This window comes from Aquipseudomonas guryensis, from assembly GCF_014164785.1.
In the GTDB taxonomy this organism is placed as follows: domain Bacteria; phylum Pseudomonadota; class Gammaproteobacteria; order Pseudomonadales; family Pseudomonadaceae; genus Aquipseudomonas; species Aquipseudomonas guryensis.
Window position 1 is genome coordinate 1289331 of sequence record NZ_JACJFN010000001.1, and the last position, 24350, is coordinate 1313680.

The 24350-nt window shown below is 65.2% G+C and carries 20 protein-coding genes; 10 read left to right on the forward strand and 10 right to left on the reverse strand.

Features of this window, described 5'->3' with window-relative positions; all coding sequences use genetic code 11:
- The first annotated feature begins 247 nt into the window (after positions 1–247).
- The 7 genes from H3H45_RS05885 to H3H45_RS05915 all read left to right on the forward strand — a co-directional run bounded on the left by H3H45_RS05885 (position 248) and on the right by H3H45_RS05915 (position 12107).
- Complete coding sequence (locus H3H45_RS05885; protein ID WP_182832778.1) at positions 248–2443, forward strand: hypothetical protein; 2196 nt, start codon at positions 248–250, stop codon at positions 2441–2443.
- A gap of 45 nt (positions 2444–2488) precedes the next feature.
- Entirely contained in the window at positions 2489–4057 is a 1569-nt protein-coding gene (locus H3H45_RS05890) for a hypothetical protein (RefSeq protein ID WP_182832779.1), read from the forward strand.
- A complete protein-coding gene (locus tag H3H45_RS05895) occupies positions 4054–4617 on the forward strand; it encodes a sigma-70 family RNA polymerase sigma factor (protein WP_182832780.1) in 564 nt (187 codons plus the stop codon). The genes H3H45_RS05890 and H3H45_RS05895 overlap by 4 nt, the downstream gene beginning before the upstream one ends.
- A 61-nt stretch (positions 4618–4678) precedes the next feature.
- Positions 4679–5305 carry an anti-sigma factor family protein gene (locus H3H45_RS05900; protein ID WP_182832781.1) on the forward strand — a complete coding sequence of 209 codons (627 nt, stop codon included), beginning with the start codon at positions 4679–4681 and terminating at the stop codon, positions 5303–5305.
- Positions 5302–6723, forward strand: coding sequence for a S8 family serine peptidase (locus H3H45_RS20270; RefSeq protein WP_182832782.1), 1422 nt, complete (start codon positions 5302–5304; stop codon positions 6721–6723). The genes H3H45_RS05900 and H3H45_RS20270 overlap by 4 nt, the downstream gene beginning before the upstream one ends.
- A gap of 138 nt (positions 6724–6861) precedes the next feature.
- Positions 6862–8226 (forward strand): hypothetical protein, encoded by a 1365-nt coding sequence (locus tag H3H45_RS05910; protein WP_182832783.1) that lies wholly within the window; start codon positions 6862–6864, stop codon positions 8224–8226.
- Between the two features lie 104 nt (positions 8227–8330).
- Complete coding sequence (locus tag H3H45_RS05915) at positions 8331–12107, forward strand: sensor domain-containing protein (protein ID WP_182832784.1); 3777 nt, start codon at positions 8331–8333, stop codon at positions 12105–12107.
- Positions 12108–12296: 189 nt separating this feature from the next.
- On the opposite strand, the gene rimK is transcribed toward H3H45_RS05915, so the two are convergent.
- The gene (gene rimK, locus H3H45_RS05920) at positions 12297–13202 is read right to left on the reverse strand and encodes a 30S ribosomal protein S6--L-glutamate ligase (protein ID WP_182832785.1); all 906 of its coding nucleotides are present in this window, start codon (positions 13200–13202) and stop codon (positions 12297–12299) included.
- Entirely contained in the window at positions 13199–13666 is a 468-nt protein-coding gene (rimB, locus tag H3H45_RS05925; RefSeq protein WP_182832786.1) for a retropepsin-like aspartic endopeptidase RimB, read from the reverse strand. The genes rimK and rimB overlap by 4 nt, the downstream gene beginning before the upstream one ends.
- Before the next feature lie 100 nt (positions 13667–13766).
- Here rimB and H3H45_RS05930 point away from each other — a divergent pair, with 100 nt between their 5' ends.
- The 3 genes from H3H45_RS05930 (at position 13767) to H3H45_RS05940 (ending at position 16833) form a co-directional block, all read left to right on the forward strand.
- The gene (locus H3H45_RS05930; RefSeq protein WP_182832787.1) at positions 13767–14162 is read left to right on the forward strand and encodes an RNA-binding S4 domain-containing protein; all 396 of its coding nucleotides are present in this window, start codon (positions 13767–13769) and stop codon (positions 14160–14162) included.
- An 84-nt stretch (positions 14163–14246) separates the two neighbouring features.
- Complete coding sequence (gene hslO, locus H3H45_RS05935) at positions 14247–15134, forward strand: Hsp33 family molecular chaperone HslO (RefSeq protein WP_182832788.1); 888 nt, start codon at positions 14247–14249, stop codon at positions 15132–15134.
- A 157-nt stretch (positions 15135–15291) separates the two neighbouring features.
- Entirely contained in the window at positions 15292–16833 is a 1542-nt protein-coding gene (locus H3H45_RS05940; protein WP_182832789.1) for a phosphoenolpyruvate carboxykinase, read from the forward strand.
- 63 nt (positions 16834–16896) lie between these two features.
- On the opposite strand, the gene H3H45_RS05945 is transcribed toward H3H45_RS05940, so the two are convergent.
- The 8 genes from H3H45_RS05945 to H3H45_RS05980 all read right to left on the reverse strand — a co-directional run bounded on the left by H3H45_RS05945 (position 16897) and on the right by H3H45_RS05980 (position 24350).
- On the reverse strand, positions 16897–17322 hold the full coding sequence (locus tag H3H45_RS05945) for a hypothetical protein (protein WP_182832790.1): 426 nt from the start codon (positions 17320–17322) through the stop codon (positions 16897–16899).
- A 483-nt stretch (positions 17323–17805) separates the two neighbouring features.
- On the reverse strand, positions 17806–18129 hold the full coding sequence (locus H3H45_RS05950) for a DUF3392 domain-containing protein (RefSeq protein ID WP_182832791.1): 324 nt from the start codon (positions 18127–18129) through the stop codon (positions 17806–17808).
- Positions 18130–18251: 122 nt separating this feature from the next.
- The gene (gene hemW / locus H3H45_RS05955; protein ID WP_182832792.1) at positions 18252–19460 is read right to left on the reverse strand and encodes a radical SAM family heme chaperone HemW; all 1209 of its coding nucleotides are present in this window, start codon (positions 19458–19460) and stop codon (positions 18252–18254) included.
- Complete coding sequence (gene rdgB, locus H3H45_RS05960; protein WP_182832793.1) at positions 19457–20050, reverse strand: RdgB/HAM1 family non-canonical purine NTP pyrophosphatase; 594 nt, start codon at positions 20048–20050, stop codon at positions 19457–19459. The genes hemW and rdgB overlap by 4 nt, the downstream gene beginning before the upstream one ends.
- Positions 20047–20466, reverse strand: a complete 420-nt coding sequence (locus H3H45_RS05965; RefSeq protein ID WP_182832794.1) for a DUF4426 domain-containing protein — start codon at positions 20464–20466, stop codon at positions 20047–20049. Before H3H45_RS05965 ends, rdgB begins: the two co-directional genes overlap by 4 nt.
- Before the next feature lie 24 nt (positions 20467–20490).
- Entirely contained in the window at positions 20491–21111 is a 621-nt protein-coding gene (metW, locus tag H3H45_RS05970) for a methionine biosynthesis protein MetW (RefSeq protein ID WP_182832795.1), read from the reverse strand.
- Positions 21112–21113: 2 nt separating this feature from the next.
- Complete coding sequence (metX, locus tag H3H45_RS05975) at positions 21114–22253, reverse strand: homoserine O-succinyltransferase MetX (protein WP_182832796.1); 1140 nt, start codon at positions 22251–22253, stop codon at positions 21114–21116.
- Between the two features lie 108 nt (positions 22254–22361).
- Positions 22362–24350 (reverse strand): dynamin-like GTPase family protein, encoded by a 1989-nt coding sequence (locus H3H45_RS05980; RefSeq protein ID WP_182832797.1) that lies wholly within the window; start codon positions 24348–24350, stop codon positions 22362–22364.

A 24350-nucleotide genomic window follows, 5' to 3' on the forward strand; every position in this document is an offset into this window, starting at 1 on the left:
TGTCCTCACCCCGTGTTTTCCTGCTTGTCCCGCCCCTGGTCTACGATGTGTGCAGCCCGGCTGCATGCGTGAAGGCGCCTTTGCAGGACCGTCAGCCGGCATGGGCCACGGTGCCAGTGTGCGGCCGTGGCACCCCACAACCCGACCGTGCGCCGCAGAGCGCCGCGGTTGTGCTCCAGTGAACCTCGCCGGCTACTCCGCCGAGTGCGCGTGGTCGCTGGGCTGGCAACCAGGAACAGGTATGGTCATGAGCATCGTGCATCGGCTAATCACCAACACCCGCCGCTGCTGCGCGGTGTTCCTGCTCGGTAGCCTGGCCGGCCAGGCGGCGGCCGAGGATGTGCTCAACCTGGCGCCCGGGCAGACCCGCCTGAGTTTCAGCGTGCTCGGTCTGGAGACGCTGGGTGCCGGTGACCAGTTGGCCGTGGAGCTGGATGGTTACGACGTCAGCGCCCTGATCAGCCGCAGCGACAGCGATTTCCTCCTCGACATGCCCAGCCCGCTGGCGGATGGCAGCCACCCGCTGCTGGTGCTGGTGTTCTATGCCAACGGCAACGTCGCCACCCTGCTCGAAGCCAGCGTCGAAGTCGCTGCAGGCAGCGCGCCGCAGGCGAGCGACGAGACGGCGGCCGCGCCCGATCCGGCGACGGAGACGACCGAGGTGCTGGCGGCGGAGCCTGCCAGCGAAGAGGCCGCTACCACGGTCGATGCCTATGCCCAGGACGCTGCCCCGCTCGCCCATCGCTATACCCTCTACGGCCTGCTCAGCAACAACTACCGGGTCGATGAGAAGGATGCCGCCAACTACCCCGATAGCCCGCGCTACGCCAGTAATGGCGGGATCAGCTACCGCGGCGAGGGTGCCGGCGCCGACTGGCAGTGGCAGGGTGAACTGGATGCCTTGTACGACAACCTCAGCGAGAACAACCCCAACGGCTACGAATGGGAGCTGCCCAACTACCGCCTGGCCGCCTCGCGCGGCACGGGCCTGACTCGCCAGGGCCTGGCCCTGGGCACCTACAACGTGCTGCGCGAGGACCTGCTGTTCAGCGCCTACCAGCGCCGCGGCGTGGCGCTGACCCTCGGCGATGCGTTGAACAGTCCCTTGCAGCTGGAGGTGTTCGGCCTGCAGAGCGAGCCGCTGACCGACTACCGGCGCCGCCTCGGTTACCCGCAGAGCAGTGAGGAGCGCAGTGCCGGCGGCCTGCTGACCTTCACCCCGCTGCAGGAAAACCCGCAATGGCTGCAGTTCAGCACCGCCTATATCAATGGTGAAACCACCGACAGTGGCATCGGCTGGTGGTCGCCGGATCAGCAGACCCGCTACGGTGGCGACAGCTGGAATATTGCGGTCGACTCGCGTCTGGGCAACAACAGCCTGTGGTTGCATGGCGACTACGCCCACTCCAGCTTCGACAGCGACGGCCTCGGCATCGGCGAAGACGCGCGCACGGATACCTCGCACGACCTGCAGACCCAGTTCAGCTCCGGCGAATGGTTCCCCTCCGGACCGTTCGACCAGTGGAACCTGACCTTGCAGCGGCGCGAAGTGGGCTTGGACTTCTTCACCCTGGGCAACCTCTCGCTGCCCGGCGACCTGCAGCTGGATCGCGCCAACTGGCAGGCCTTCGTCGGCAACCTGCAGGTGGAAGCCGAGCTGGCGCGTGAGACCAACAACCTCGATGACCAGGACGACATCGCCGACCAGGTCGCCCACCGCCAGGTGTTCAACCTCTACTACTACCCGATGGTCGACAGCAACGCATTGCCCTGGCGCATCCTCGGCATGCCCTCGCTGAATGCCGGTGTGACTGAGACCCGCCGCCGCCAGGATCGCGAAGACGCCCAGCTGGTCGGTTTCGACCTCAACGACGAGACACGTGAAAGCCTGGTCGGGGTGAATTTCTACCACAACCGCTGGAACTGGTCGGTGCAGCACACGCTGCAGGAAACCCGCGACGATTCGCAGGCGGTGGAGCAGAACGGCTACCTGATCTACGAACCGCCGTCCGATCAGCGCAACCGCTTCACCACCCTGCAGATCGGCTACATGCCCTGGGACGTGCTGAGCATTTCCACCAGCTGGCAGTGGAACAAGCAGCAGGAAAGCGACGACGACAATCTCTATCGCAGCGTCAGCCGGGGCCTGGATGTGGCCTGGCAGATAGTGCCCGAACGCTGGCGGCTGAATGCCTCCTACTACCGCGGCCGCGATACCAGCCACTTTGGCGATGGCGACTTCCTCGGCGACAGCATGCTGCAGCAGACCGCCAACCTGCAGCTGACCTGGACGCAGATGCAGCCCGATGGCCTCAACCCCGGCCTCGACTGGTTCATCAAGAGCAGTTACGCCAAGCAGGACAGCGACCTCTACGACCAGGGCCTGGAGGACTGGCAGCTACTGCTGGGCTTCGACCTGCGTTGGGATACCCACACATATTGATGCCCCGCCCTGGCCGCTGGCCGGGGAGGGAAAGGAAGGTGAACGATGAACCGATTTTCCAAGCACTGGCTGCTGCTCGCCCTGGTTACCTGCCTCGGCTTGCCTGCCCTTTCTGCCCAGGCTGCCCTGCTGGCGGCAACGGCGCAGCCCAACCAGCGCCAGTTGCAGGTCAACCAGGACAACAATTTCGCGGTCAACTGGCGTGTCACGGCGGGCTCTGCCCACAGTGGCGGCGCCGCCTCCAGCTCGGCACGCATCATCAACCCGTCCGGTGGCGCCACCCTGGCCACGGTCGGTGGCACGCTCAGTCAGGGCGGTAGCGGGCCGTTCCTGTTCGGCGAGTTCATCAGCCTGCCGCTGGCCACGGTGCAGGCCTGGCAGCGCAGCGGTTTGCGCCGGGTCCTGCTGGTGCGCGACTTTGCCGACCTGGCGGGGGGCGGTGCGGTGCGTGGCCAGCAGGTGCTGGTGCTACCCGCTCCGACCCAGCCGGTGGGCAGCCTGCGCGCGGTGAAGATCCAGCCGGCGCAGCGCCAGGTGCTGGCCAGCCAGCGCAATGTATTGGCTCTGGCCTGGCAGGTGGTGGCCACTGACGATTTCAGCGGGCGGGTCAGTTCCAGCCGCGCGCGCATCATCGACCCAGCCAGCGGTGCGGTGTTGAGTACCCTGGGCGAGGGCCTGAGTGCCAGCGGCCGCACGCCCTTCCTGCTCAGCGAGCAGTTGGAGCTGTCGGCGGGCGAGGTGCAGGGCTGGTATGCCCGCGGCTTGCGTCGGCTGATCCTGCAGCGCGAGTTCTCCAGCGGCAGCCAGAGCCTGAGTGCGCAGGTGGTGCTCACTCTGGTCAGCAGTGGTCTGCGTGCACCGCGGGAAAACCGCGACGGCGAGCTGCTGGTGCAGCGCCTGAGTCTGAGCTTCCTCGACAACCAGCGGATCAAGCTGGTGCCGCCGGCCACTGAGCTGAAGGCCAAGGTGCTGCTGGGCTACAGCGGCAATGGCCTGGTCGAGGGGCGCTGGCAGGTGGCCGAGCCGGGCAGCACCGAGGGCAAGCCGTTCTATCGCACCCTGACGCTGGTACGTAGCCAGCTCGGCAGCGCCCAGCAGAGCACGCTGTTCAGTCCGCCACTGCCGACGGCCAAGGCCGGCAAGTATCGGCTGCGCTTCTGCGTGACCAACCAGGACCTGGTGCCGGCCGATGCCCTGGTACTGGACTCCGGTTGCCCGATCGAGAGCCTTACCGTGGAAACCGTCTACGAGGTATTGGGCGGCAGCGGACCCGCTGCCCAGTTGGCCATCAGCGCCAGCCCGCAAAGCGGTGTGGTCGATGCGGCCACGCCGTTCCAGTGGCGGGCGGTGGACGGCGCGGTGGTCTACCAGTTGCAGCTGTTCGCCATCGGTCTCGACCAGCAGAATGCCGGCGAGGTCGAAGTGCTCGGCGAGTCACTCAGTTTCGTCGCGGGCATGCTGCTGCCGGCCAGCACCACCAAGACCCCGTTATCGGCGCTGATGCGCAACAAGCTGGAGCCGGGGCGTTACTATCTGTGGCGCGTGACCGCCCATGACCAGGGTGGTGCGCTGATCGGCAAGAGCCAGGAATGGAGAGTGCGCTACCAGCCATGAGCGAAGACACGGACGTACAACTGCTGCTGCGCATCGCCGGCCAGGATCAGCGCGCCCTGCGCCAGTTCTATGAGCGCTTCCACGGCGTGGTCTACCAGTTCTCCATGCGCACGGTGGCCAACGCGGCCGATGCTGCCGAGGTGCTCAACGAGGTGATGCTGGAGGTCTGGCGCCGCGCCGCCAGCTTCCAGGGCCAGTCGCAGGTGCGCACCTGGCTGTTGAGCATCACCCGGCACAAGTCGATCGACCTGTTGCGCCGCAAGCGCCCCACCGAACTGCTCGACGAAGCCAGCCTGGACGAAGGCGAGGAGGAGGCGAGCTGCCCCATGAGCCTGGCCATCGAGCTGGGCCAGCAGGGCGAGCAGGTGCGCGTATGCCTGGATCGGCTCAAGGACAGCCATCGCCAGGTGGTCTACCTGACCTTCTTCGAGGAACTGTCCTACCCGGAAATCGCCGAGATCATGGCCATCCCCAATGGCACGGTGAAGACCCGCATGCTGCACGCCAAACAGCAGTTGCTGCAGTGTCTGCGGCGCCTGCTGGGAGGGGCCGAGGCATGAGAAAGACTGAACCGCTACACCGGCGCAGACGACTCAGGGGTACAGACTGCGGAGGTGAACAATGAACAGCGAAACTGACGACGATCTAAGGGCCCTGCTGCCCTGGTACCTCAACGGCACATTGACGGCCGACGAGCGGGTGCGGGTCGAGGCGTTGCTGCAACGCTCTGCCGAGGCCCGCGAGAAACTGGCCGGATTGCGCCAGCTGGCGCCGGCGGTTAAGCACGCGGAGCAGCAGCACAACAACGCCCACAGCGCACCGGCCGAACTGGGCTGGGCGCGCCTGCAGCGCAGCCTGCAGCAGGAGCCGGTGGCGGCCCGGCGCGACTGGTGGAAGCCTTCACTGGCGGCCGCCGCGGCCCTGGTGGTGGCGCTGCAACTGGGCATCCTGATGCGCCCGGCGTCGACCGACACGGACTGGCAGCTGCAGAGTGGCGGCCAGCAACAGGTGCTCAGTGGTGGCTACCGGGTGCAGCTGCGCTTCGTCGAGCATGCCCAGTGGCAGCAGGTACGTGGGCTGTTGCTGGAGGTCGATGCGGTGCTGGTGGATGGCCCTTCGGCGCTGGGTATCGTGCAGGTGCATGTGCCAGCGGATCGGCGCTTCGCCGATGGCCAGGCCCTGCTGCAGTGGTTGCAGCAGCAACCGGTGGTACAGCATGCCGCGTTACTGGCGCGTGAGCAGCCATGAGGCAGCCCTGGCTGCTGCTGGCGCTGGTTCTCAGCCTGCCGCTGCAGGCCGCCAGCGACGCTGCTGGTGGGCCGGCAAGCTCCGGCGTTCCGGGTGGCCCGCCCGCCAGCAGTGCACCGCCCGCGCCTGGTGGCCCTGCGCCGACGTCTGCCCCGGCGCCTGTCGTGCCCGCGGCAACTCCCACCGCTCCGGCTGCCATGCCAGCGCCGGCACTTATCCCACCTGCGCCGCCGTCAGTACCTGCCGGCATCCCGATCCCGCCGCCGCGCCGCGCCACTGGCAGCCTGCTTGATCAGCCTATGCTGCAGGCGCCACCCCAGCAGTGGCGGGGTGTGGTGCAGCCGCCGGCGCAGGAGCTGCCGGCGCTGCGCGAGTGGCTGGTGTTCAGCCGCGATCTGGCCGAAGCGGAGCAGCAGCGTTTGGCCTTGCAAGCGTTCCAGCTGTCGATCCTGCGCCGGCAGCAGCTGCCTAATCTGCAGCGGGTGCTCAGCGTCTACCGCATCCCCGCGCAGCTCGACCTGGAGCAACTTGAAGCGGATCTAAGGCGGCAGTTTCCGCACTGGCAGCAGGAGCTCAATCAGCGCTACCGGCCGTTGCAGTTGCCGGATGCGGCCGAGTTGCAACAGCGCAACTGGGGTCAGCGCGCCATGGGCCGCCAACAGCCAGCCGCCGTCGACTGCGGCAAGGGCAAGCTGCTGGCCATGCTCGATGGCCCGGTGAACAGTGCGCTGAGTGAGTTTGCCGGTGCCGATCTGCATTACCAGAGCCTGCCGCCGGCGCAGTACCTGGCCCGCAGCAGCGAGGCGGCGCGCCACGGCACCGCGCTGGCGGCGTTGCTGGTCGGCCGCGAGCAGGTGGCTGGCCTGCTGCCCGGCGCGCGCTTGCAGGCCCTGGGGGTTTTTGGTGAAGACCGCACGGCCGGCCTGCACACCCGCAGCGATTGGGTGATCGCCGCCCTGGAGCAGCTGGCCGGCCTGCAGCCAGCGCCGCAAGCGGTCAACCTGAGCTTCGGCGGCTCGCACAGTCGTTTGCTGGCGGAACTGTTCGAGCAGCTCGCAGCACGGATGGACTTCGTCGCGGCCGCCGGTAACGACGGCCAGGCCGGCGTGCGTTATCCGGCTGCCTATCCCGGTGTGCTGGCGGTGGGCGCGGTGGATGCGCGGCTACGGCGTTTGCGCCAGTCCAACTTCGGCCGGCATCTGGCGCTGGTGGCGCCGGGTGAGGATATCTGGACCCTGGACGGCAATGGCCAGGGCTTCTACGCCAGCGGCACCTCCTTCGCCGCGCCTTTCGTCAGCGCCGCCCTGGCCCTGGCGCCATCCGCCGAAGCGCTGCTGGCGCAGGCCCGCGATCTCGGTGAGAACGGTCGCGACGAGCAGTACGGTGCCGGCCTGGCGCGCCTGCCCGGCTGTCGCTGAGCCGCGCTATTCCTGGCTTAGCGGCTTTACTCAGAAGAATTATCGCGAGCGGCAAAAATAATTTGAACCGCTGCAGTGGCGATCAACGACAGAGGGTGGCAAGGCAAATTTATCGCCACCCCTACAAGGATCTCTACCATGAAAGCGTTCAACCCCCGCTTCACCCTCAGCAGTCTCAGCCTGGCCCTGTTGCTGGCCAGCACCGCCGCCAAGGCCGTCGACGACAACCCGGCGGCTACCGCCACCATCAAGGCGGTGCCCAATGGCGGCCAGCCACACACCCTGCAGGTGCAGCTGGACCAGAAGGGCGAGTGGTCGGTGGTGCCCAGCAGCACGGTGAAAATGCGCTTCCAGTATACCCACCAGTGGTCGCAGCAGCCGAGCAAGCCCTGGGCACGGATTTACGTCGGCGAGGCGAATATCCCCAAGAATGGCGAGATGCACTTCGAGAAATCGCAGATGTTCGATCTCGGTGCCGCCCAGGTGAAGGCTGCCAGTGGCTATCTCAACGCCAATCTGCCGTTCAAGTTGCTGGTGAGTGACGGCATCCCCGGTGCCGATATCGCCCTCTATTGCGGCTTCGAAAAAAGCAACCGCCTGAAGCAGGGCAAGAGCCTCAATCAGGTGCTGCGCCAGGGCTTCAACGTCAAGCTCGATGTGCCGCTGAAAATGGCCGGTTTCTACCAGCTGGGCGGCGGGCCGAACACGTCGCGGCCAGCCAGCAATCACCAGTACCACCTGTGGGACAAGACAGCGCCGGTGACCATCCAGTGCCTGGGCAACCCGACCATCGCCGACAAAGTTGCCCCGCCGAAAGGCCCGCAAGGTGTAGCGGCACAGTTCCAGGTTACCAGCGTGGAGCTGGTCGCCCAGCCTGCCAAGTTCAAGGGCGTGTGCCCGGCGGAGGTGAACCTCAAGGCCACCATCAAGGGTGTCGGTGGCGGCGAGATCAAGTACTGGCTGGAAGAAGTCGGCGGCAAGGGCGCGGCAATGCAGATGACCAGCAACCTGCCGGGCAAGGTGGGTGAGGCGACCCAGCGGGTGCTCAACCAGAAGGTCACCATCAAGCCGGATGCGCAGCCGCAGCAGCAGGGTATCGGTGGCTTCAAGGCCAATACCCAGGGCCAGGGCACGCTGGTCAAGCGCAGCTACCGTCTGCATGTGCTGGCGCCGAACAAGCAGCAGTCGAGCAAGGTCGAGGTCGAGGTGCTCTGCACCAGCACCCTCAACGTGCAACCGGGTGGCAGTGGCAAGCTGCAGGTAGCGCCGGTAGAGCCGCCTAAGCCGGGCCTGCAGATCAAGGCGCCGCAACCGCAGCCCGAGCCGCCGAAGCCGCAGCTGCAGCTCAAGGCTAATGAGCCGCAACCGCCGAAGCCCGAGCTGAAACTGCAGGCCCCGCAAACTCCGCCGCAACCGCCCAAGCCGGTGCTGCAGATCAAGGCCGCCGAGCCGCAGCCGGAGCCGCCGAAGCCCACGCTGCAGCTGCAAAGTAACCCGCAGTGAACTGACCCCACGCTCTGCAAAAGCCCGCCATCCGGCGGGCTTTTGCATGAGTTCAGGCCTGCGCCGCTGATCTATGCTGCTCAGATGGATTAGCCGAGGTCAGCATGCCTGTGGATTCGGACCGACTGCCGGGGTGGAGCTGGTGGTTGCCGTTGCCGCTGTTCCATCTGGGAACCTGGATGTCCCTGTCGACCCAGTTTGTCAGTGGCGCCGCGCTCTGGTACCTGCCGTTCGCGCTCGGCCTGACGCTGCTGTTGTGGTGGGGGCCGCGCATCCTGCCGGCGCTCTACCTCAACGCCCTGCTGAGCATCCCCTTGTGGGGGCTGGATTGGCGCTGGGCACCCTTGTATGCGCTGTCGGAAACCCTGGCTGTCGGCGTGGCCTGGCTGTTTCTGCGTGGTCGCGAGTTTGATGCGGCCCTGACCACGGTGGCCAGCCTGGTGCGTTTTATCCTCCTGGGTGTGCTGGTGCCGGCGGCGGTGGCCGCGCTCGGCGTACAGAGCAACCTGCTGCTGACCGGCGTGCTGGCGAGCGAGCAATGGGCCCAGGCGAGCCTGACCCTGTGGCTGGCCGACAGCCTGATTGCCCTGGGAGTGACCCTGCCACTGCTGACCGGGCTGACCCAGCGCCTGCGCCGGCGTGGCTGGGCGCGGGGCAATCCGTTGGCTGCGCACGGCGCGGCCCGCGCCGGGCTGCAGACCCCGCCCTGGTGGGCTTTGCTCGCGCTGCTGGTCGGCTTGCCGGTGCTGCTCTGCCTGTTGCCGCTGCTGCTGATCCTGCCGCTGATTGGCGCCATGATGCTGGTGCTGGCCATGCTCTGGGGTTTCAGTGGTGCCGTCTGGGGCGCCGCCCTGACTGTGCTCAGCGTATTGGCGCTGCCGCTGGCCGGTGTGCTGCTCAGCGATCTCGACTGGGCCAGCCCGCAGCGCCTGGAAATGCACTTCAGTCTGTTGCTGTTGATGATCGCCACGCTGCTGGTCGGCCGCGCCCTCAGCGACCTGCGCCGAACCCTGCACAGCAGTGCGGCGATGCAGCAGGAGCTGGCCTTGGTCAACCAGGCGCTGCAGTCCTGCCCCCTGGGCGTGTCGATTTCCGACGCGCGCCAGCCCGGCAATCCCTTCATCTATTGCAACCCGGCGATGGAGAAACTGAGCGGCTACAGCCGTGCGGAAATCCTCGGCAGTAGTAGCCGTCTGCTGCTGGCCGGCAACAGTGACCACGGCGCCTTGCAGCGTGCGCGTCAGGCTCTCAGTCGCGGTCTGCCGCACCATGAGGTGCTGCGCAATTACCGCAAGAACGGCGAGGAGTTCTGGAACGAAGTGACCATTGCGCCGCTGCTCGATGCGCGCGGCAAGCTCAGCCATTTCGTCGCGCTCAACCAGGATGTCAGCGAGCGTGAGCGTCTGGCCAAGGAGCTAGCCAGGGGCCGTGAGGAGTTGCTGCGGCAGACCCATCTACTGTCGCAGACCGAGGCCATTGCCGATATTGGTGGCTGGGTTCTGGAAGTGGCCGACCAGCGCATGTTCTGGACCGATGGCTGCTTCCGCCTCAACGAGATGGAACCTGCTGCCGGGGCGCCGTCGATGCAGGTGGCGCTCAGTCGATACGATGCCCAGAGTCGTCTGAAGATGGAGCAGACCCTGGCGCAGATTCTGCGTACCGGCCAGGCTTTCGATCTCGAAGTACTCCTCAATGGTGCTCGTGGCACTTCGCGCTGGGTACGCCTGAAGGGCCTGCCGGAGCTGGATGGCACACGCGTTGTGCGCCTGTACGGCGCGATCCAGGACATCAGCGCGCGCAAACTGGCCGAGCAGCAACTGCGTGAACGCGACGAGTGGTTGCGCCTGTTCTTCGAAGCGCCGCTGATCGGCATGGCCATGATCACCCCGCAGGGCCAGTGGCTGGAGGTCAACTTCAAGCTCTGCCAGATCCTCGATCGGAGTCGCCAGGAGTTGTGCGACGTCAGCTGGCAGATGATTACCCATGTGCAGGATGTCGAGCGGGAGGAGACCCTGTTCGACGCTATTCGCCGTGGCGAGCGTGATGATTACGAGCTGGAGAAGCGCTTTCTGCGCAAGGACGGTTCGGTGATCTACAGCCGCCTGAGCCTGCGTGCGGTACGCGAGCAGGGTGGCCGCCTGGAGGCCTGCCTGGCGATCATCGAGGACATTACCGCGCGCCACGAGGCGGAGGCGCGCTACCGTACGTTGGTCGAGCATGCTCCGGAGGCTATCGTGCTGTTCAGCCCCAAGGGCGGCATCATCGAGGCCAACGAGAACGCCCAGCGCCTGTTCGGCCTCAGCCATGCCGAACTGTTGGGCCGCCACCCGATCGAGCTGAGCCCGCCGCGCCAGGCCGATGGCCAGGACTCCGCTCTACTCGCGCAGCGCTATCTGGATATGACAATCGGCGGCGATACGCCGGTCTTCGAGTGGCTGCACCGCGACAGCGTCGGGCGCGTGCTGCCCTGCGAAGTGCGACTGGTGCGCATGCCCGGCAAGCCGCTGCTGATCCGTGGCAGCATTACTGACATCTCCGAACGCCAGCGCTACCAACGCGAAATCGAGCGCCTGGCCTACAGTGACGAGCTGACCGGGCTGCCCAACCGGCGTCTGCTGCAGGACCGCCTGCAGCACGCGATGACCCGTGAACAGCGCGAGGGCAGTTACGGCGCCTTGCTGTTCATCGATCTCGATCATTTCAAGACGGTCAACGACAGCCTTGGCCATCCCACCGGCGATGCCTTGCTCAAGGCTGTCACCGCGCGCCTGGGCGACTGCCTGCGCGCCGAGGACACCCTGGCCCGCCTGGGTGGCGATGAGTTCGTCGTGCTGCTGGAACACCTGGCGTCCAGCCCGGAATTGGCGGCTGAACATGCGGCCGAAGTGGGCGAGAAGCTGCTGCTCAACCTGCGCGGCAGCTACCTGATCAACGGTCACGAGCTGGCCGTCAGCGGCAGCATCGGCATTACCCTGCACCCGCTGCCGGGGCAGGATGCCGCCGATGCGCTGAAGCAATCGGACACCGCCATGTACCAGGCCAAGCAGGGTGGACGTAACGCCCTGCATTTCTTCGCCCCGGAAATGCAGGCGGTGATCGACCAGCGCCTGCAGTTGCAGAGCGAGCTGCGCCAGGCCATGGCGCGCGATCAGCTGTACCTGGTGTTCCAGCCGCAACTGGCGCTGGCCACGGGGCGGGTTGCCGGGGCCGAGGTGCTGCTGCGCTGGCAGCATCCCGAGCGCGGCGATATCCCGCCCGGCCAGTTCATTCCGCTGGCCGAGGAGACCGGGCTGATCCAGGAACTCGGCCACTGGGTGCTGGAACATGCCTGCGCCAGCCTGGCGCGCTGGCAGGACGACTGGCCGCAGCTGGTCCTGGCGGTCAACCTCAGTCCGCGCGAACTGCGCCAGAACGGCTGTGCCGAGCGCATCAGCAGCTGTCTGCAACTCCATGGTCTGCCGCCCAACGCCCTGGAACTGGAAATCACCGAAGGCGTACTGCTGCAGGATGTCGAGCAGTGCATCGAGGCCATGCATGCCCTCAAGCGCCTGGGGGTCCGCTTCGCCATCGATGATTTCGGCACCGGCTATTCGTCGCTGACCTACCTCAAGCGCTTGCCGCTGGACCGGCTGAAAATCGATCGCAGTTTCATCAACGATCTGGAAGGCGAGGCCAGCGGGCAGATGCTGGTCGACACGATTCTGCTGATCGCTCGCAACCTGGGCCTGGAGTGCGTAGCCGAGGGCGTCGAGACCGCCGTCCAGCTGGAGTGGCTACGCCAGCACGGTTGTTCGCTGGGCCAGGGCTATCACTTCAGCCGTCCGCTCGGCGAGGCGGAGTTCCTTGCCTGGTTGCAGCAGCACGGCGCAGGGGAGTGGTAGCCCGGATGTAATCCGGGAGTGCCGCTGAAGCCTGAAGGCTTGCCCCGGATTGCATCCGGGCTACATGTTGTGTGCGTATGGGGCTCGGAGCCTGTGCGGATCTTTTCTGCATCGCCATAGCCGCATGCAGGACAGGCGCGATGCGCTTTTGCCACGGGAGAGGGTGCTTCTGGGGGCCGCGTACGTGGCTTAGCCCTTGCCCTTGGTACGGGTCAGATGCGGGCCGCCGTTCTTCTCGATGTACTGGATGATCATGCTGGCCACGTCCTTGCCGGTGGTGGTCTCGATGCCTTCCAGACCGGGTGAGGAGTTCACTTCCATCACCAGCGGGCCGTGATTGGAGCGCAGGATATCCACCCCGGCCACCGACAGGCCCATGACCTTGGCCGCGCGGATGGCGGTCATGCGTTCTTCCGGAGTTATCTTGATCAGGCTGGCCACGCCGCCGCGGTGTAGGTTGGAGCGGAACTCGCCGGGCTTGGCCTGGCGCTTCATCGCCGCGATGACCTTGTCGCCGACCACGAAGCAGCGGATGTCGGCGCCGCCTGCTTCCTTGATGTATTCCTGGACCATGATGTTCTGCTTGAGGCCCATGAAGGCCTCGATCACCGACTCGGCGGCCTTCTCGGTTTCGCACAGCACCACGCCGATGCCCTGGGTGCCTTCCAGCACCTTGATCACCAGCGGCGCGCCGTTGACCATCTGGATCAGGTCGGGGATATCGTCCGGCGAGTGGGCGAAGCCGGTCACCGGCAGGCCGACGCCACGCCGCGAGAGCAGCTGCAGCGAGCGCAGCTTGTCGCGCGAGCGGCTGATGGCTACCGACTCGTTGAGCGGGAACACGCCCATCATTTCGAACTGGCGCAGCACGGCGCAGCCGTAGAAAGTCACCGAGGCGCCGATGCGCGGGATCACCGCATCGAAGTTTTCCAGCGGCCGGCCGCGGTAGTGAATCTGCGGCTTGTGGCTGGCGATGTTCATGTAGGCGCGCAGGGTGTCGATCACCACCACCTCATGGCCGCGCGCGGTACCGGCTTCCACCAGACGGCGAGTCGAATACAAGCGCGGGTTGCGCGACAGGATGGCAATCTTCATTGGGCACCGGAAGGCAGGGAAAGCTGAGGTTTGTCTTGCACGTAGGTCAGCGCCGGGTTGACCACCAGTTGGCCGTCGACCAGCGCCTTGGAGCCGAGCAGCACGCGGTAGCGCATGGTCTTGCGGCAGGCCAGGGTGAACTCCACTGGCCAGGCCCGATCGCCAAGGGCGAGCAGGGTGCGGATCACGTAGCGGGTCTGGATATGGCCATTGGAGCTCTTGATCGACTTCACTGTCACCAGCGGCGCCTCGCACGGATGGCGGCGCTGCACCTGGGTGCCGAAGTGGGCGGTGAAGCGCACCCAGGGTTCACCGTCACGGTCGAACGGCTGGATATCGCTGGCATGCAGGGTCGAGGTGCTGGCGCCGGTGTCGATCTTGCCGCGCAGGCCAACCATGCCCAGCTTGGGCAGGTTGATCCATTCACGCAGGCCGATCACGGCCAGTTGGTCGAACGTCTTCAATGCAGGCTTTCCCCGAAAGTTCCGGGCATTCTAGTAGGCCCATGTGACAACTGCATCAGGCAAGATTCAGTCCCATAGCCGATCCTTTCACGAGAGCACGATGAGCGACAAAGACGACGACAAGGTACGCCTGGACAAGTGGCTGTGGGCCGCACGGTTTTACAAGACCCGTGCCCTGGCCAAGGAGGCCATCGAAGGCGGCAAGGTGCATTGCCGCGGCGAGCGCTGCAAGCCCGGCAAGGAGCCGAAGATTGGTGACCAGTTCGTGATCCGCACCGGCTTCGAGGAGCGCACGGTGACGGTGCGCGCGCTGTCCGTGGTGCGCCGCGGTGCCCCCGAGGCGCAACTGTTATATGAAGAGACCGCCGACAGCGTCGATCGTCGCGAGGCCAACGCCGAACTGCGCAAGGCCGGCGCCCTGGGCCTGCAGACCGATGGCCGGCCGAGCAAGAAGCAGCGCCGCCAGCTCCAGAATTTTCGCGGCGGCCAGGAGTGAGGGGGTTCGCTAGACAACCGGCCCTTGGTCGCGCCGGGCTTTGCGCCTAAAATCGCCGCCCCAGTATTCAAGCAGCATTCGCCCATGGCCGACTTTACCCAACGTTTTCTCTTCGACGACGCCGACGTGCGTGGCGAGCTGGTCAGCCTCGGCGCGAGCTACCAGCATGTGCTGGCCAAGCACCCCTACCCGCAACCGGTGGCCCAGCTGCTCGGCGAGATGCTCGCTGCCGCCGCGCTGCTGGTCGGTACCTTGAAGTTCGACGGCCTTCTGATCCTGCAGGTTCGCTCTTCCGGGCCAGTGCCGCTGCTGATGATCGAATGCTCCAGCGAGCGCGAAGTGCGCGGCATCGCCCGCTACCACGCCGAGCAGATCGGCGCCGATGCCGGCCTGCGCGAGCTGATGCCGGACGGCGTGCTGGCCTTGACCGTCGACCCGAAGCAGGGCCAGCGCTACCAGGGCATCGTCGACCTGGAAGGCGACACCCTGGCCGACTGCCTGTCCGCCTACTTCGCCACCTCCGAGCAGCTGTCCACCCGTTTCTGGCTGCACGCCGACGGCCAGCGCGCCCGTGGTCTGCTGCTGCAGCAGCTGCCGGTGGATCGCCTGCCCGATGCCGACGAGCGTGAAGCCAGTTGGCAGCACCTGCTGACCCTGGCCAACACCCTGACCGCCGAAGAGCTGCTCGGCCTCGACAACGAGACCGTGCTGCACCGCCTGTACCACGAGGAGGCGGTGCGCCTGTTCGAGCCGAACGGCCTGCAGTTCCGCTGCAGCTGCTCGCGTGAACGTTCGGCACGGGCGCTGATCAGCCTGGGCCAGGGCGATGCCGAATTGTTGCTGGCCGAACATGGCGGGCAGGTGGAAATCGATTGCCAGTTCTGCAACCAGCGCTATGCCTTCGATGCGGCCGACGTGGCGCAGCTGTTCACCAGTGGTGACAGCCAGGAGCCCTCGGCCACCAGGCACTGAAACGATAGCGTGCGTCTATCGGTCGCTTAGGTAGACAAGAGGCTGCCAAGAAGCCGGCTTTTCTGGCATACTCCCGCGACTTTTTTATCGCTGTAGTGCGGCTGTATGCGCGCTACACAAGTTTGGAAGACTCGGCCAGCCGCCGACGGGGACACTCATGACGCAAGCCAATACCGCCGTTTACACCGATATCAGCGCTGCCCAACTGGTCGAAGAGGCCATTCGCCGTGGCGAAGGCGAGCTGGCCGCCAACGGCTCGCTGGTGGTACGCACCGGCCATCGCACCGGTCGTTCCCCGGCTGACCGTTTCATCGTGCAGGAGCCGAGCACCGAGGCGAAAATCGCCTGGGGCTCGATCAACCGCCCGTTCCCGGCCGACAAGTTCGATGCCCTGTGGGACCGCGTCGAGGCGTTCAACAACGCCCAGGACCACTTCGTGTCCTACGTCCATGTCGGTTCGGCAGATGCCCACTACCTGCCGGTCAAGATGACCACCCAGACCGCCTGGCAGAACCTGTTCGGCCGTTGCCTGTTCATCAATCCGGAGCAGTACAACCCGGCCGGCAAGGACGAGTGGCAGATCCTCAACGTCGCCAACTTCGAGTGCGTACCGGAGCGTGACGGCACCAATTCTGATGGCTGCGTGATCATCAACTTCGCCGCCAAGAAGGTCCTGCTCGCCGGCATGCGCTACGCCGGTGAAATGAAGAAAGCCATGTTCTCCGTGCAGAATTTCCTGCTGCCGGAAGCCGATGTGCTGCCGATGCACTGCGCTGCCAACATCGGCGAAGACGGCGACGTGACCCTGTTCTTCGGCCTGTCCGGCACTGGCAAGACCACCCTGTCGGCTGACGAAAGCCGTTACCTGATCGGTGACGACGAACACGGCTGGGGTGTGGGCGTGGTGTTCAACATCGAAGGCGGTTGCTATGCCAAGTGCATCGACCTGTCCGAGAAGAACGAGCCAGTGATCTGGAAAGCCATCCAGTTCGGCGCCGTGCTGGAAAACGTCGTCCTCGACGAAAACCGCCTGCCGGATTACACCGACGACAGCCTGACCCAGAACAGCCGTGCGGCCTACCCGCTGGAGCTGGTCGAGAAACGCAGCGAGAAGAACCTCGGCGGCGAGCCGAACGCGGTGATCTTCCTGACCTGCGACCTGACTGGCGTACTGCCGCCGGTATCGATCCTCAGCGAAGAGCAGGCGGCCTACCACTTCCTGTCCGGCTACACCGCGCTGGTTGGTTCCACCGAAATGGGCAGCGGCGGCGGCATCAAGTCGACCTTCTCCACCTGCTTCGGCGCACCGTTCTTCCCGCGCCCGGCTGGCGAGTACGCTGAGCTGCTGATCAAGCGCATCCGTGGTTTCGGCTCCAAGGTCTACCTGGTCAACACCGGCTGGACCGGTGGCGGCTATGGCGTCGGCAAGCGCTTCAACATTCCGACCACCCGTGGTGTGATCGCTGCCATCCAGAGCGGCGCGCTGATCGGTACCGAGACCGAGCACCTGCCGATCATCAACCTGAGCGTGCCGAAGGCCGTTCCGGGCGTCGAGACCAACCTGCTCAACCCGCGCAACACCTGGGCTGACCAGAATGCCTACGACGAAGCGGCCAAAGGCCTGGCTGGCCTGTTCATCGAGAACTTCAAGAAGTTCGACGTGTCCGACGCCATCCGCAGCGCCGGCCCGCAGCTGTAAGCTGTAGCGCCATAGAAAAAGCCGCCCTCGGGCGGCTTTTTTGTGCGCTGCTGTCGGTGCAAATCAGGCACGGGTGTCAACGTACGGTTCCGGTTTGACCGGTTGTGCTTCGGGCCGCTCTGGGCGGTCGTTGTTGCTAGCGATGTTCTGGGCCACTTCGTTGCGGCGCACATCGTCACGCAGTTCCAGTGCTGTTTCCACCGTGCTCGGCTGGCTGTCGATCTCACCTTCGCTGGCTACAGCCAGATACGTATCGATTTGCCTTTGCTGGCTGGTGGCGCTGTACAACTGAGTGGCGGCGCTACGCCGGTTGGCTTGGCTCAGTTCCTTGCTTTCCTGCTGTTCGACGACTCGATCAGCGGCGCGGTCGACTGCCTTGTTCACCTGTTCCGGGTTGGCCCGGGCGTCGGGTGCTTGTGCGGCTTGGCCGGCTTTCTTGATGATCTGGGTCGAGAGGGGCAGGTTACTGCTGTAGCCGGTTACCTGCATGCCGTTCTCCTATATGACTCCACTGATTTCAATCTACCTCGGCGGCAGTGGGTCTGTTAGACGGATTGGCGATAGTGCTCTGGATTGAGTGGCCAGCTCGGCTTTCTTCGCCGCGCACGTTGCTGAAACCGCATCTGGCCAGCGCGGCATTGAGCAGTCCCGGTTGGCTAAGCGGCTTGCGGGAGCATGCTCTTGTGCACTTCGCGGGCAACGTTTTCCGCCAGGGCGCCTGGGCTGAGCAGGCTGGCGAGGATCAGCAGCAACGGGGCGATACGCTTCATGGTGCCTCCGGGGTTGGCCGGTGGGGAGGACTGCTTATTGTTGTTCTAGTCGACCGCCTGTCCGCAGCTTGGGTTGCCACGGGCAGGGCCATGGGCGATGGGGCCTGCGTGGCAGGGCGCATCGCCTGGTTACAGAGAAAAGGCGATCAGCAGCCTTTGTGCAAGGCCGTAGGCGAATAAGACTGACGCACGGTGTGCAGACTCAGCTGCGATCAGCCAGTACGCCGATCAGGAAGAACACCAGCAACAACACCGGCGCCAGGGTGAAGTTGTTGAAGTAACCCAGGCCCTGGGCCAGCCAGGGCGTCAGGAAGACGATGGCCAAACCATAGCCGACCGCACAGACCAGAACGAAGATCAGCGTGCGCAGGAAGAAGTTGAAGCCGCCGATGGAGCGCTGTACCCAGGCATTGATGCCCGGCCCGAACAGCACGAACAGGGTGGCCATGATGGCCAGGGAGATGTCGTACAGGTTGCCACGGCACCAGCGCGAGAGCGTGACGATCAGGTCGAGCAGCAGATCCATCGGTTGTCCTTATTCTGGGCGGTGGGCGAGCGTGCCTGGCAGTTTACCGTCTGTCGCCCATGCTGCCGAGCCTGCCATTTTGCTGCGCATCTGGCGTAGGGGCTCGCTCCTACATCCGCTATTCAGGGCAGGAAGTGTTGCAGCAGATCGTTGAGGAACAGCTGGCCTTCGCGGCTGGCGGTCAGGCGCTGCGGATCGGCGAGCAGTAGCTTGCGTGCCTCGGCTTCACGCCGCGCGCCATCCAGCTGCGCAAGTGGCAGGCCGGTGCGCTCGCTGAACAGCGCGGCAGGCACGCCTTCGCTGAGGCGCAGCACGTTCATCAGGAATTCGAAGGGCAGCTCGTCCGCTGTTAGCAGGCGCTCGCCGGCCTGGAAGGGCTTGCTTGCATCGAGGTAGTCCTTGGGCAGGCGAGTCTTCCAGGTGCGCATGATCTGCCCGTTCGGGCTGCTCAGCTTGGCATGGGCGCCGGCGCCGATGCCGAGGAAGTCACCGAAGGTCCAGTAGTTGAGGTTGTGTCGGGCCGCCTTGCCGGTTTGGGCATAGGCCGACACTTCGTATTGCGCATAACCCTGCTCGGCCAGCAGGGCCTGGCCGGCTTCCTGGATGTCCCACAGCAGGTCGTCTTCGGGCAGCGTGGGCGGCTGGCTCCAGAACACTGTATTGGGCTCCATGGTCAGCTGGTACCAGGACAGGTGTGTCGGCCCCTGAGCGATGGCGGTGCGCAGGTCGAACAGGGCGTCCTCGATACTCTGCTCGGGCAGGCCGTGCATCAGGTCGAGGTTGAAGTTGTCGAAGCCGGCCGCGCGGGCCATGTCCGCGGCGCGGATCGCCTCGCCGCCGTCGTGGATGCGGCCGAGGGCCTTGAGTTTGGCTTCCTGGAAGCTTTGCACGCCGATCGACAGGCGGTTGATGCCCAGGCCGCGGTAGTCGCGGAACTTGGCTTGCTCGAAAGTGCCGGGGTTGGCTTCCAGGGTGATCTCGATGTCGCGGGCAAAACGCACGCGCTGCTCGACGCCATCCAGCAGGCGGCCCAGGGCGTTGGCGCTGAACAGGCTGGGGGTGCCGCCGCCGAAGAAGATCGAGGTCAACTCGCGACCGTGAACGTGGCGCAGGTCAGCGTCGAGGTCGACGAGCAGGGCGTCGACGTATTCCTGCTCCGGCAGGGTCGGGCCGGCGGCGTGGGAGTTGAAGTCGCAGTACGGGCATTTACGCACGCACCAAGGGATATGGATGTACAGCGCCAGTGGCGGCAGCTCGAAGCTGCAAGCCTCAAGCTGCAAGCCGGTTTCGCTGTTGCTTGAAGCTTGCGGCTTGTGGCTTGTGGCTTTCATATGCCCAGACGTTGCTTGAGCTGGGCCATGGCGCGTGCACGGTGGCTGAGCTGGTTCTTCTCGGCGGCTGGCAGCTCGGCGCTGGAGCAGTTGCGCTCGGCGACCCAGAACAGCGGGTCGTAGCCGAAGCCCTGCTCGCCGCGTGGCGCGTGCAGGATGCTGCCGTGCCAGAGGCCTTCGCAGAGGATCGGCAGCGGATCGTCGGCATGTCGCACCAGAGCCAGGGCGCAGACGAATTGCGCGCCGCGCTGGGCATCCGGGACGTCCTTCAGCACCTGCAGCAGCTTGGCATTATTGGCCGCATCGCCCTGGCCATCGGCATAGCGCGCCGAGTAGATGCCGGGAGCGCCGCCGAGGAAGTCCACGGCCAGGCCAGAGTCGTCGGCCAGCGCCGGCAGGCCGGACAGGCGGGCGGCGTTGCGCGCCTTGAGGATGGCGTTTTCGACGAACGACAGGCCGGTCTCTTCCGGTTCAATGCTGGAGAACTCGCCAATCGAGCGCACACGCACGGCGTCACCGAGCATGGCCTGGAGTTCCTTGAGTTTGCCGGCGTTATGGCTGGCCAGTACGAGCTCGCTAAAGGGCATCATTCGTCCGGAAACACTTCCTGGTTGAAGGTAAAGCTGTGCGGTGCGCTGTCGCCGACCTGCACGCTGAGGCTGAAAGTGAGGATTTCCCGCTCGCGCAGCGGGAATTCGGCCAGGTAGTAGACCGCGCCGCTTTCCAGCACCTGCTTGAAGCTCAGGGTGCTGGTCTGACCCAGCAGGTTCTTGATCTGGCCACTGACCTGGGCTGGAACACCCTTGCCGGCCTTGAGCACGGCGACATTCAGTACGCCGCCGGTCTTGCTGCGGGTCAGGCCTGCTGCGGCGGCGATATCCGGCTGCAGGAAGCTGGAATTGAACACACTGTAGTGCACGTCTAGCTCGCCAAAGGTCTGTTTGCGTTCGGCAAAGGCGGGCAGGGCGACGAGCAGGCAGAGCAGCAGGGAAGCAAGGCGATGCATGGTAATTCTCCAGGCGTCAGGCGGTTAGACGGCTACACGGTGATCGGCCAGGCCGGGCCCGCTGACGCGATAGATGCCGATCTCACCCATCAGATTAGGCCATAGCTTGCTGCCCAGGCTGTGGCGATGTTCATGGTCCACCGCCAGGCGCTCTTCGACGCGGGCGCCGAGCTCCAGGCACAGACGCTCGAAGTCGGCGAATGTGCAGAAGTGGATGTTCGGCGTGTTGTACCAGGTGTACGGCAGGAATTCCGACACCGGCATGCGGCCCTTGGTGGTCAGGTACCAGCGGCAGTGCCAGTGGCCGAAGTTGGGGAAGGTGATGATGCAGGTCTTGCCAACCCGCAGCATCTCCGCCAGGACCTTGTCGGGGTAGCGCAGGGCCTGCAGCGACTGGGTCATCACCACCACGTCGAAGCTGTTGCTGGCAAAGTTGCCCAGGCCCTGGTCGAGGTCCTGCTCGATCACGTTGACCCCGCGCTCGATGCAGGTGGCAATCTTGTCTCCGTCGATTTCCAGGCCATAGCCGCTGACCTGCTTGTTGGCGTGCAGCCAGGCCAGCAGTTCGCCGTCGCCACAGCCGAGGTCGAGCACGCGACTACCGGCGGGAATCCACTCCTGAATGATTTCCAGATCAGCGCGCATGCTTATACCTCGATCCGCTTCATGTAACCGCCGAAGGCCTGCAGGTAGCGCGGGATCGGAATGAGAAAGGCATCGTGGCCCTGCGGCGCGTCGATTTCCAGGTAGCTGACGTTCTTCTTGGCAGCCAGCAGAGCATCGACGATTTCCCGCGAACGCGCCGGCGAGAAGCGCCAGTCGGTGGTGAAGGACATCACGCAGAAGTCCGCCTTGACCCCGCTCAGGGTCTTGGCCAGGTCGTCGCCGTGAGCGGCAGCCGGGTCGAAGTAGTCCAGCGCCTTGGTCATCAGCAGGTAGGTGTTGGCGTCGAAGCGCCCGGAGAACTCCTCGCCCTGATAGCGCAGGTAGCTCTCCACCTGGAACTCGACACTGTGAAAGTCGTAGTTGAGCTTCTCGCTCTTCAGGCCGCGGCCGAATTTCTCGCCCATGGCGTCGTCCGACAGGTAGGTGATATGGCCGACCATGCGCGCCAGCATCAGGCCGCGCTTGGGGATCACGCCTTGTTCCTGGAAGTGCCCGCCGTGGAATTCCGGATCGGTGAGGATCGCCTGGCGCGCCACTTCGTTGAAGGCGATGTTCTGCGCCGACAGCTTGGGTGCCGAGGCGATGCACAGGCAGTGACGGATGCGCTCGGGGTAGCTGATGGCCCACTGCAGGGCCTGCATGCCACCGAGGCTGCCGCCGACCACCGCGGCCCACTGCTGAATGCCGAGCAGGTCGGCCAGGCGCGCCTGGCTGTGTACCCAGTCTTCCACGGTGAGTACCGGGAAGTCGGCGCCGAATACCTTGCCGGTGGCCGGGTTGAGGCTGGCCGGCCCGGTGGAGCCGTTGCAGCCGCCGAGGTTGTTCAGGCTGACGACGAAGAACTTGTCGGTATCGATCGGTTTGCCCGGGCCGATGCAGCTATCCCACCAGCCCGGTTTGCGCTCGTCCATGCTGTGGTAACCGGCGGCGTGGTGATGGCCGGACAGCGCGTGGCAGATCAGCACGGCGTTGCTTGCCGTGGCGTTCAGCGTGCCGTAGGTCTCGTAGACCAGTTGGTAGTCGGCCAGGCTGCGCCCGCAGACCAGCGCGAGCGGATCGGCGAAATGGGCAGTCTGCGGTGTGACCAGACCGACGGAATCTTTGGGGAAGGCTGTCGGCATCGACCCTGCTCTCGATCAAGGAAGTGCAGCAGTCTAAAGACCGTGGCCCCCGGCAGCAAGCGCCGGGGGCAGGGGCTAAGGTCTTGAATTAATTGGTTTGGCTGCGATTCAAGAGTGTTCGCTGGCACTCTGCTGACGGGCTACCCCAGGCAGGGTGACAACCTTGCCCTGTCGCTGGATCGGTGCCGGGCGGCGTAACGCGCGAAGCATCTCGTTGGCCTGGGCCAACTGAGTTTCCAGCTCACCGATATAGCGCGCCAGTTGCTGACCGCGCTGGCGGGCCTGCTGGGTGTCCTGGGCCAGGGCCTTGAGGCGCAACATGTGGGTTTCCAGTAGCTGCTTGTGCTCCAGCGTGTGCTGCATCAGCGGCATCAACGCATCGTTGGCCCATTGCTCGGCCTCGTTGCGCAGGCGCTGGTGCAGGCCGATGACTTCCTGCACCAGGGTGGCGAAGAAGCGCCGGGTCAGGACTTTCTGCTCGCTGAGCAGAGTTTTCAGGTGCAGGCGGAACTGGTCTGCCTTGCCTTGCAGCTGTTTCAGCTCGCGCAGGTAGCGCTGGCTGTTGAACTGCGGCGCGTCGACCCCGTGCAGCGGGTTTTCCTCGTTGTGCCGGCGATAGATGGCAGCGACCATCTTGTTGGCCATCTCGGCTTCCTGGGCCAGGTTGCCCAGGTCAGTTTCCACCGCCTGGAAGAACTGCAGGATCGACTGGTTGATGCCGAAGGTGGTCCAGCTGCCACTGAGGCCTTGGCGAACCGTGGCCAGGTGCTCGTCGAGCTTGTCCGGGCGCACCGCGCTGCGCAGCAGATCACCCTGGCGGCGGAGCAGGCGCTGGTTGGTCTTCAGGCCGAGCAGACGTTTGTGGTGCTGGCTGTGGTCTTCCTTGGTCTTGGCGGTCAGCTCGAAGAGCATCTGGCCGTTGTCCTGCTGGTGCGTGGAGAGCAGCTCCTGCTGTTCGCGTACCTTCTCCAGGCGCAAGTTGAGCACGTGCTGGCTGTTGTTGAGCAGGGCCAGCACCTGATTGACCACGCGCTCCTCGAGCAGGCGTTCCTTCTGCGCGACGATGCGCTCGCAGAGCAGGTTTTCCAGGTCACCGAGCTGGCTGCGTTCGAGCAGTGCCTCGTCTTTGCGCACCTTGGCCAGCATCGCCTGCTTGGCCGAGAGTGGCAGTACGTTGTCGGCGGAAATCCCCAGCTGGCGCGCGGTGGCCTGCTGGATCTGGCCGATGGCATGCTGCACGAACTCCTCGCCAGCGAGGTCGTCCCACAGCACGTCGATCTTGTTCAGCACGGCGAACAGGCTGGCCTGGGTTTCTTCGTCGAGCTGGCGAATATGCTGCTGCCAGATGGCCATGTCGCTGGCGGTGACGCCGGTGTCGGCAGCCAGCAGGAAGATAATCGCCTGGGCGCTGGGCAGCATCGACAGGGTCAGTTCCGGTTCGCTGCCGAGGGCATTCAGGCCAGGAGTGTCAAGGATGCGCAGGCCCTGGCGCAGCAGCGGGTGGTCGAAGTTGACCATGGCATGGCGCCACGCCGGCACCAGCACCAGGCCGGGTTTGCCGGCGCTTTCCAGCATGTCCGGGTGGAAGCCCAGCTGGATCGCCTGCTCCACCGGCATCGGTTTGGTTTTCGCCACCTGGGCGAAGGCCTGCACCATGTTGTCCGGGTCGCTGGTATCCAGCGGAATGTTCACCCAGTTGCCGGGGATGCGCTTGAACTGCGCCACGCTGGCCGCGGCGGTGCGTGTCTCGATTGGCAGCAGGCGGATGTAGGAGCGTTCCGAGCGCGGGTCGAAGAACAGCTCGGTGGGGCACATGGTGGTGCGCCCGGCGTGCGATGGCAGCATGCGCTGACCGTACTCGGAGAAGAACAGGCTGTTGATCAGCTCGGTCTTGCCGCGGGAGAACTCACCGACGAAGGCCAGGGTGATGTGATCGGTGCGCAACAGGCGCAGGGCGCGCTCTAGGCGAGTGTCCACTGCTTCCGAACCGAGACGGTTATGCACCAGCCAGCTGCGGTAGCGGGTGATTTCGCGCATCAACTCGCGCTTCCAGGTGACGTAAGCGTCGACCTGCTGACTGAGACGTTCCATGCTCAT

What these genes read in the sequence shown, in the direction of transcription:
- H3H45_RS05950 (WP_182832791.1), bottom strand. Translation starts at nt 18,129, where the DNA reads ATGGATCTGCTGCTCGACCTGATCGTCACGCTCTCGCGCTGGTGCCGT.
- rdgB (WP_182832793.1), bottom strand. Translation starts at nt 20,050, where the DNA reads ATGATGCCCTTTAGCGAGCTCGTACTGGCCAGCCATAACGCCGGCAAA.
- H3H45_RS05900 (WP_182832781.1), top strand. Translation starts at nt 4,679, where the DNA reads ATGAACAGCGAAACTGACGACGATCTAAGGGCCCTGCTGCCCTGGTAC.
- H3H45_RS05885 (WP_182832778.1), top strand. Translation starts at nt 248, where the DNA reads ATGAGCATCGTGCATCGGCTAATCACCAACACCCGCCGCTGCTGCGCG.
- H3H45_RS05890 (WP_182832779.1), top strand. Translation starts at nt 2,489, where the DNA reads ATGAACCGATTTTCCAAGCACTGGCTGCTGCTCGCCCTGGTTACCTGC.
- rimK (WP_182832785.1), bottom strand. Translation starts at nt 13,202, where the DNA reads ATGAAGATTGCCATCCTGTCGCGCAACCCGCGCTTGTATTCGACTCGC.
- hemW (WP_182832792.1), bottom strand. Translation starts at nt 19,460, where the DNA reads ATGAAAGCCACAAGCCACAAGCCGCAAGCTTCAAGCAACAGCGAAACC.
- H3H45_RS05895 (WP_182832780.1), top strand. Translation starts at nt 4,054, where the DNA reads ATGAGCGAAGACACGGACGTACAACTGCTGCTGCGCATCGCCGGCCAG.
- H3H45_RS05945 (WP_182832790.1), bottom strand. Translation starts at nt 17,322, where the DNA reads ATGCAGGTAACCGGCTACAGCAGTAACCTGCCCCTCTCGACCCAGATC.
- H3H45_RS05965 (WP_182832794.1), bottom strand. Translation starts at nt 20,466, where the DNA reads ATGCATCGCCTTGCTTCCCTGCTGCTCTGCCTGCTCGTCGCCCTGCCC.
- metX (WP_182832796.1), bottom strand. Translation starts at nt 22,253, where the DNA reads ATGCCGACAGCCTTCCCCAAAGATTCCGTCGGTCTGGTCACACCGCAG.
- H3H45_RS05980 (WP_182832797.1), bottom strand. Translation starts at nt 24,350, where the DNA reads ATGAGCATGGAACGTCTCAGTCAGCAGGTCGACGCTTACGTCACCTGG.
- metW (WP_182832795.1), bottom strand. Translation starts at nt 21,111, where the DNA reads ATGCGCGCTGATCTGGAAATCATTCAGGAGTGGATTCCCGCCGGTAGT.
- H3H45_RS05910 (WP_182832783.1), top strand. Translation starts at nt 6,862, where the DNA reads ATGAAAGCGTTCAACCCCCGCTTCACCCTCAGCAGTCTCAGCCTGGCC.
- H3H45_RS05940 (WP_182832789.1), top strand. Translation starts at nt 15,292, where the DNA reads ATGACGCAAGCCAATACCGCCGTTTACACCGATATCAGCGCTGCCCAA.
- H3H45_RS05930 (WP_182832787.1), top strand. Translation starts at nt 13,767, where the DNA reads ATGAGCGACAAAGACGACGACAAGGTACGCCTGGACAAGTGGCTGTGG.
- H3H45_RS20270 (WP_182832782.1), top strand. Translation starts at nt 5,302, where the DNA reads ATGAGGCAGCCCTGGCTGCTGCTGGCGCTGGTTCTCAGCCTGCCGCTG.
- H3H45_RS05915 (WP_182832784.1), top strand. Translation starts at nt 8,331, where the DNA reads ATGCCTGTGGATTCGGACCGACTGCCGGGGTGGAGCTGGTGGTTGCCG.
- hslO (WP_182832788.1), top strand. Translation starts at nt 14,247, where the DNA reads ATGGCCGACTTTACCCAACGTTTTCTCTTCGACGACGCCGACGTGCGT.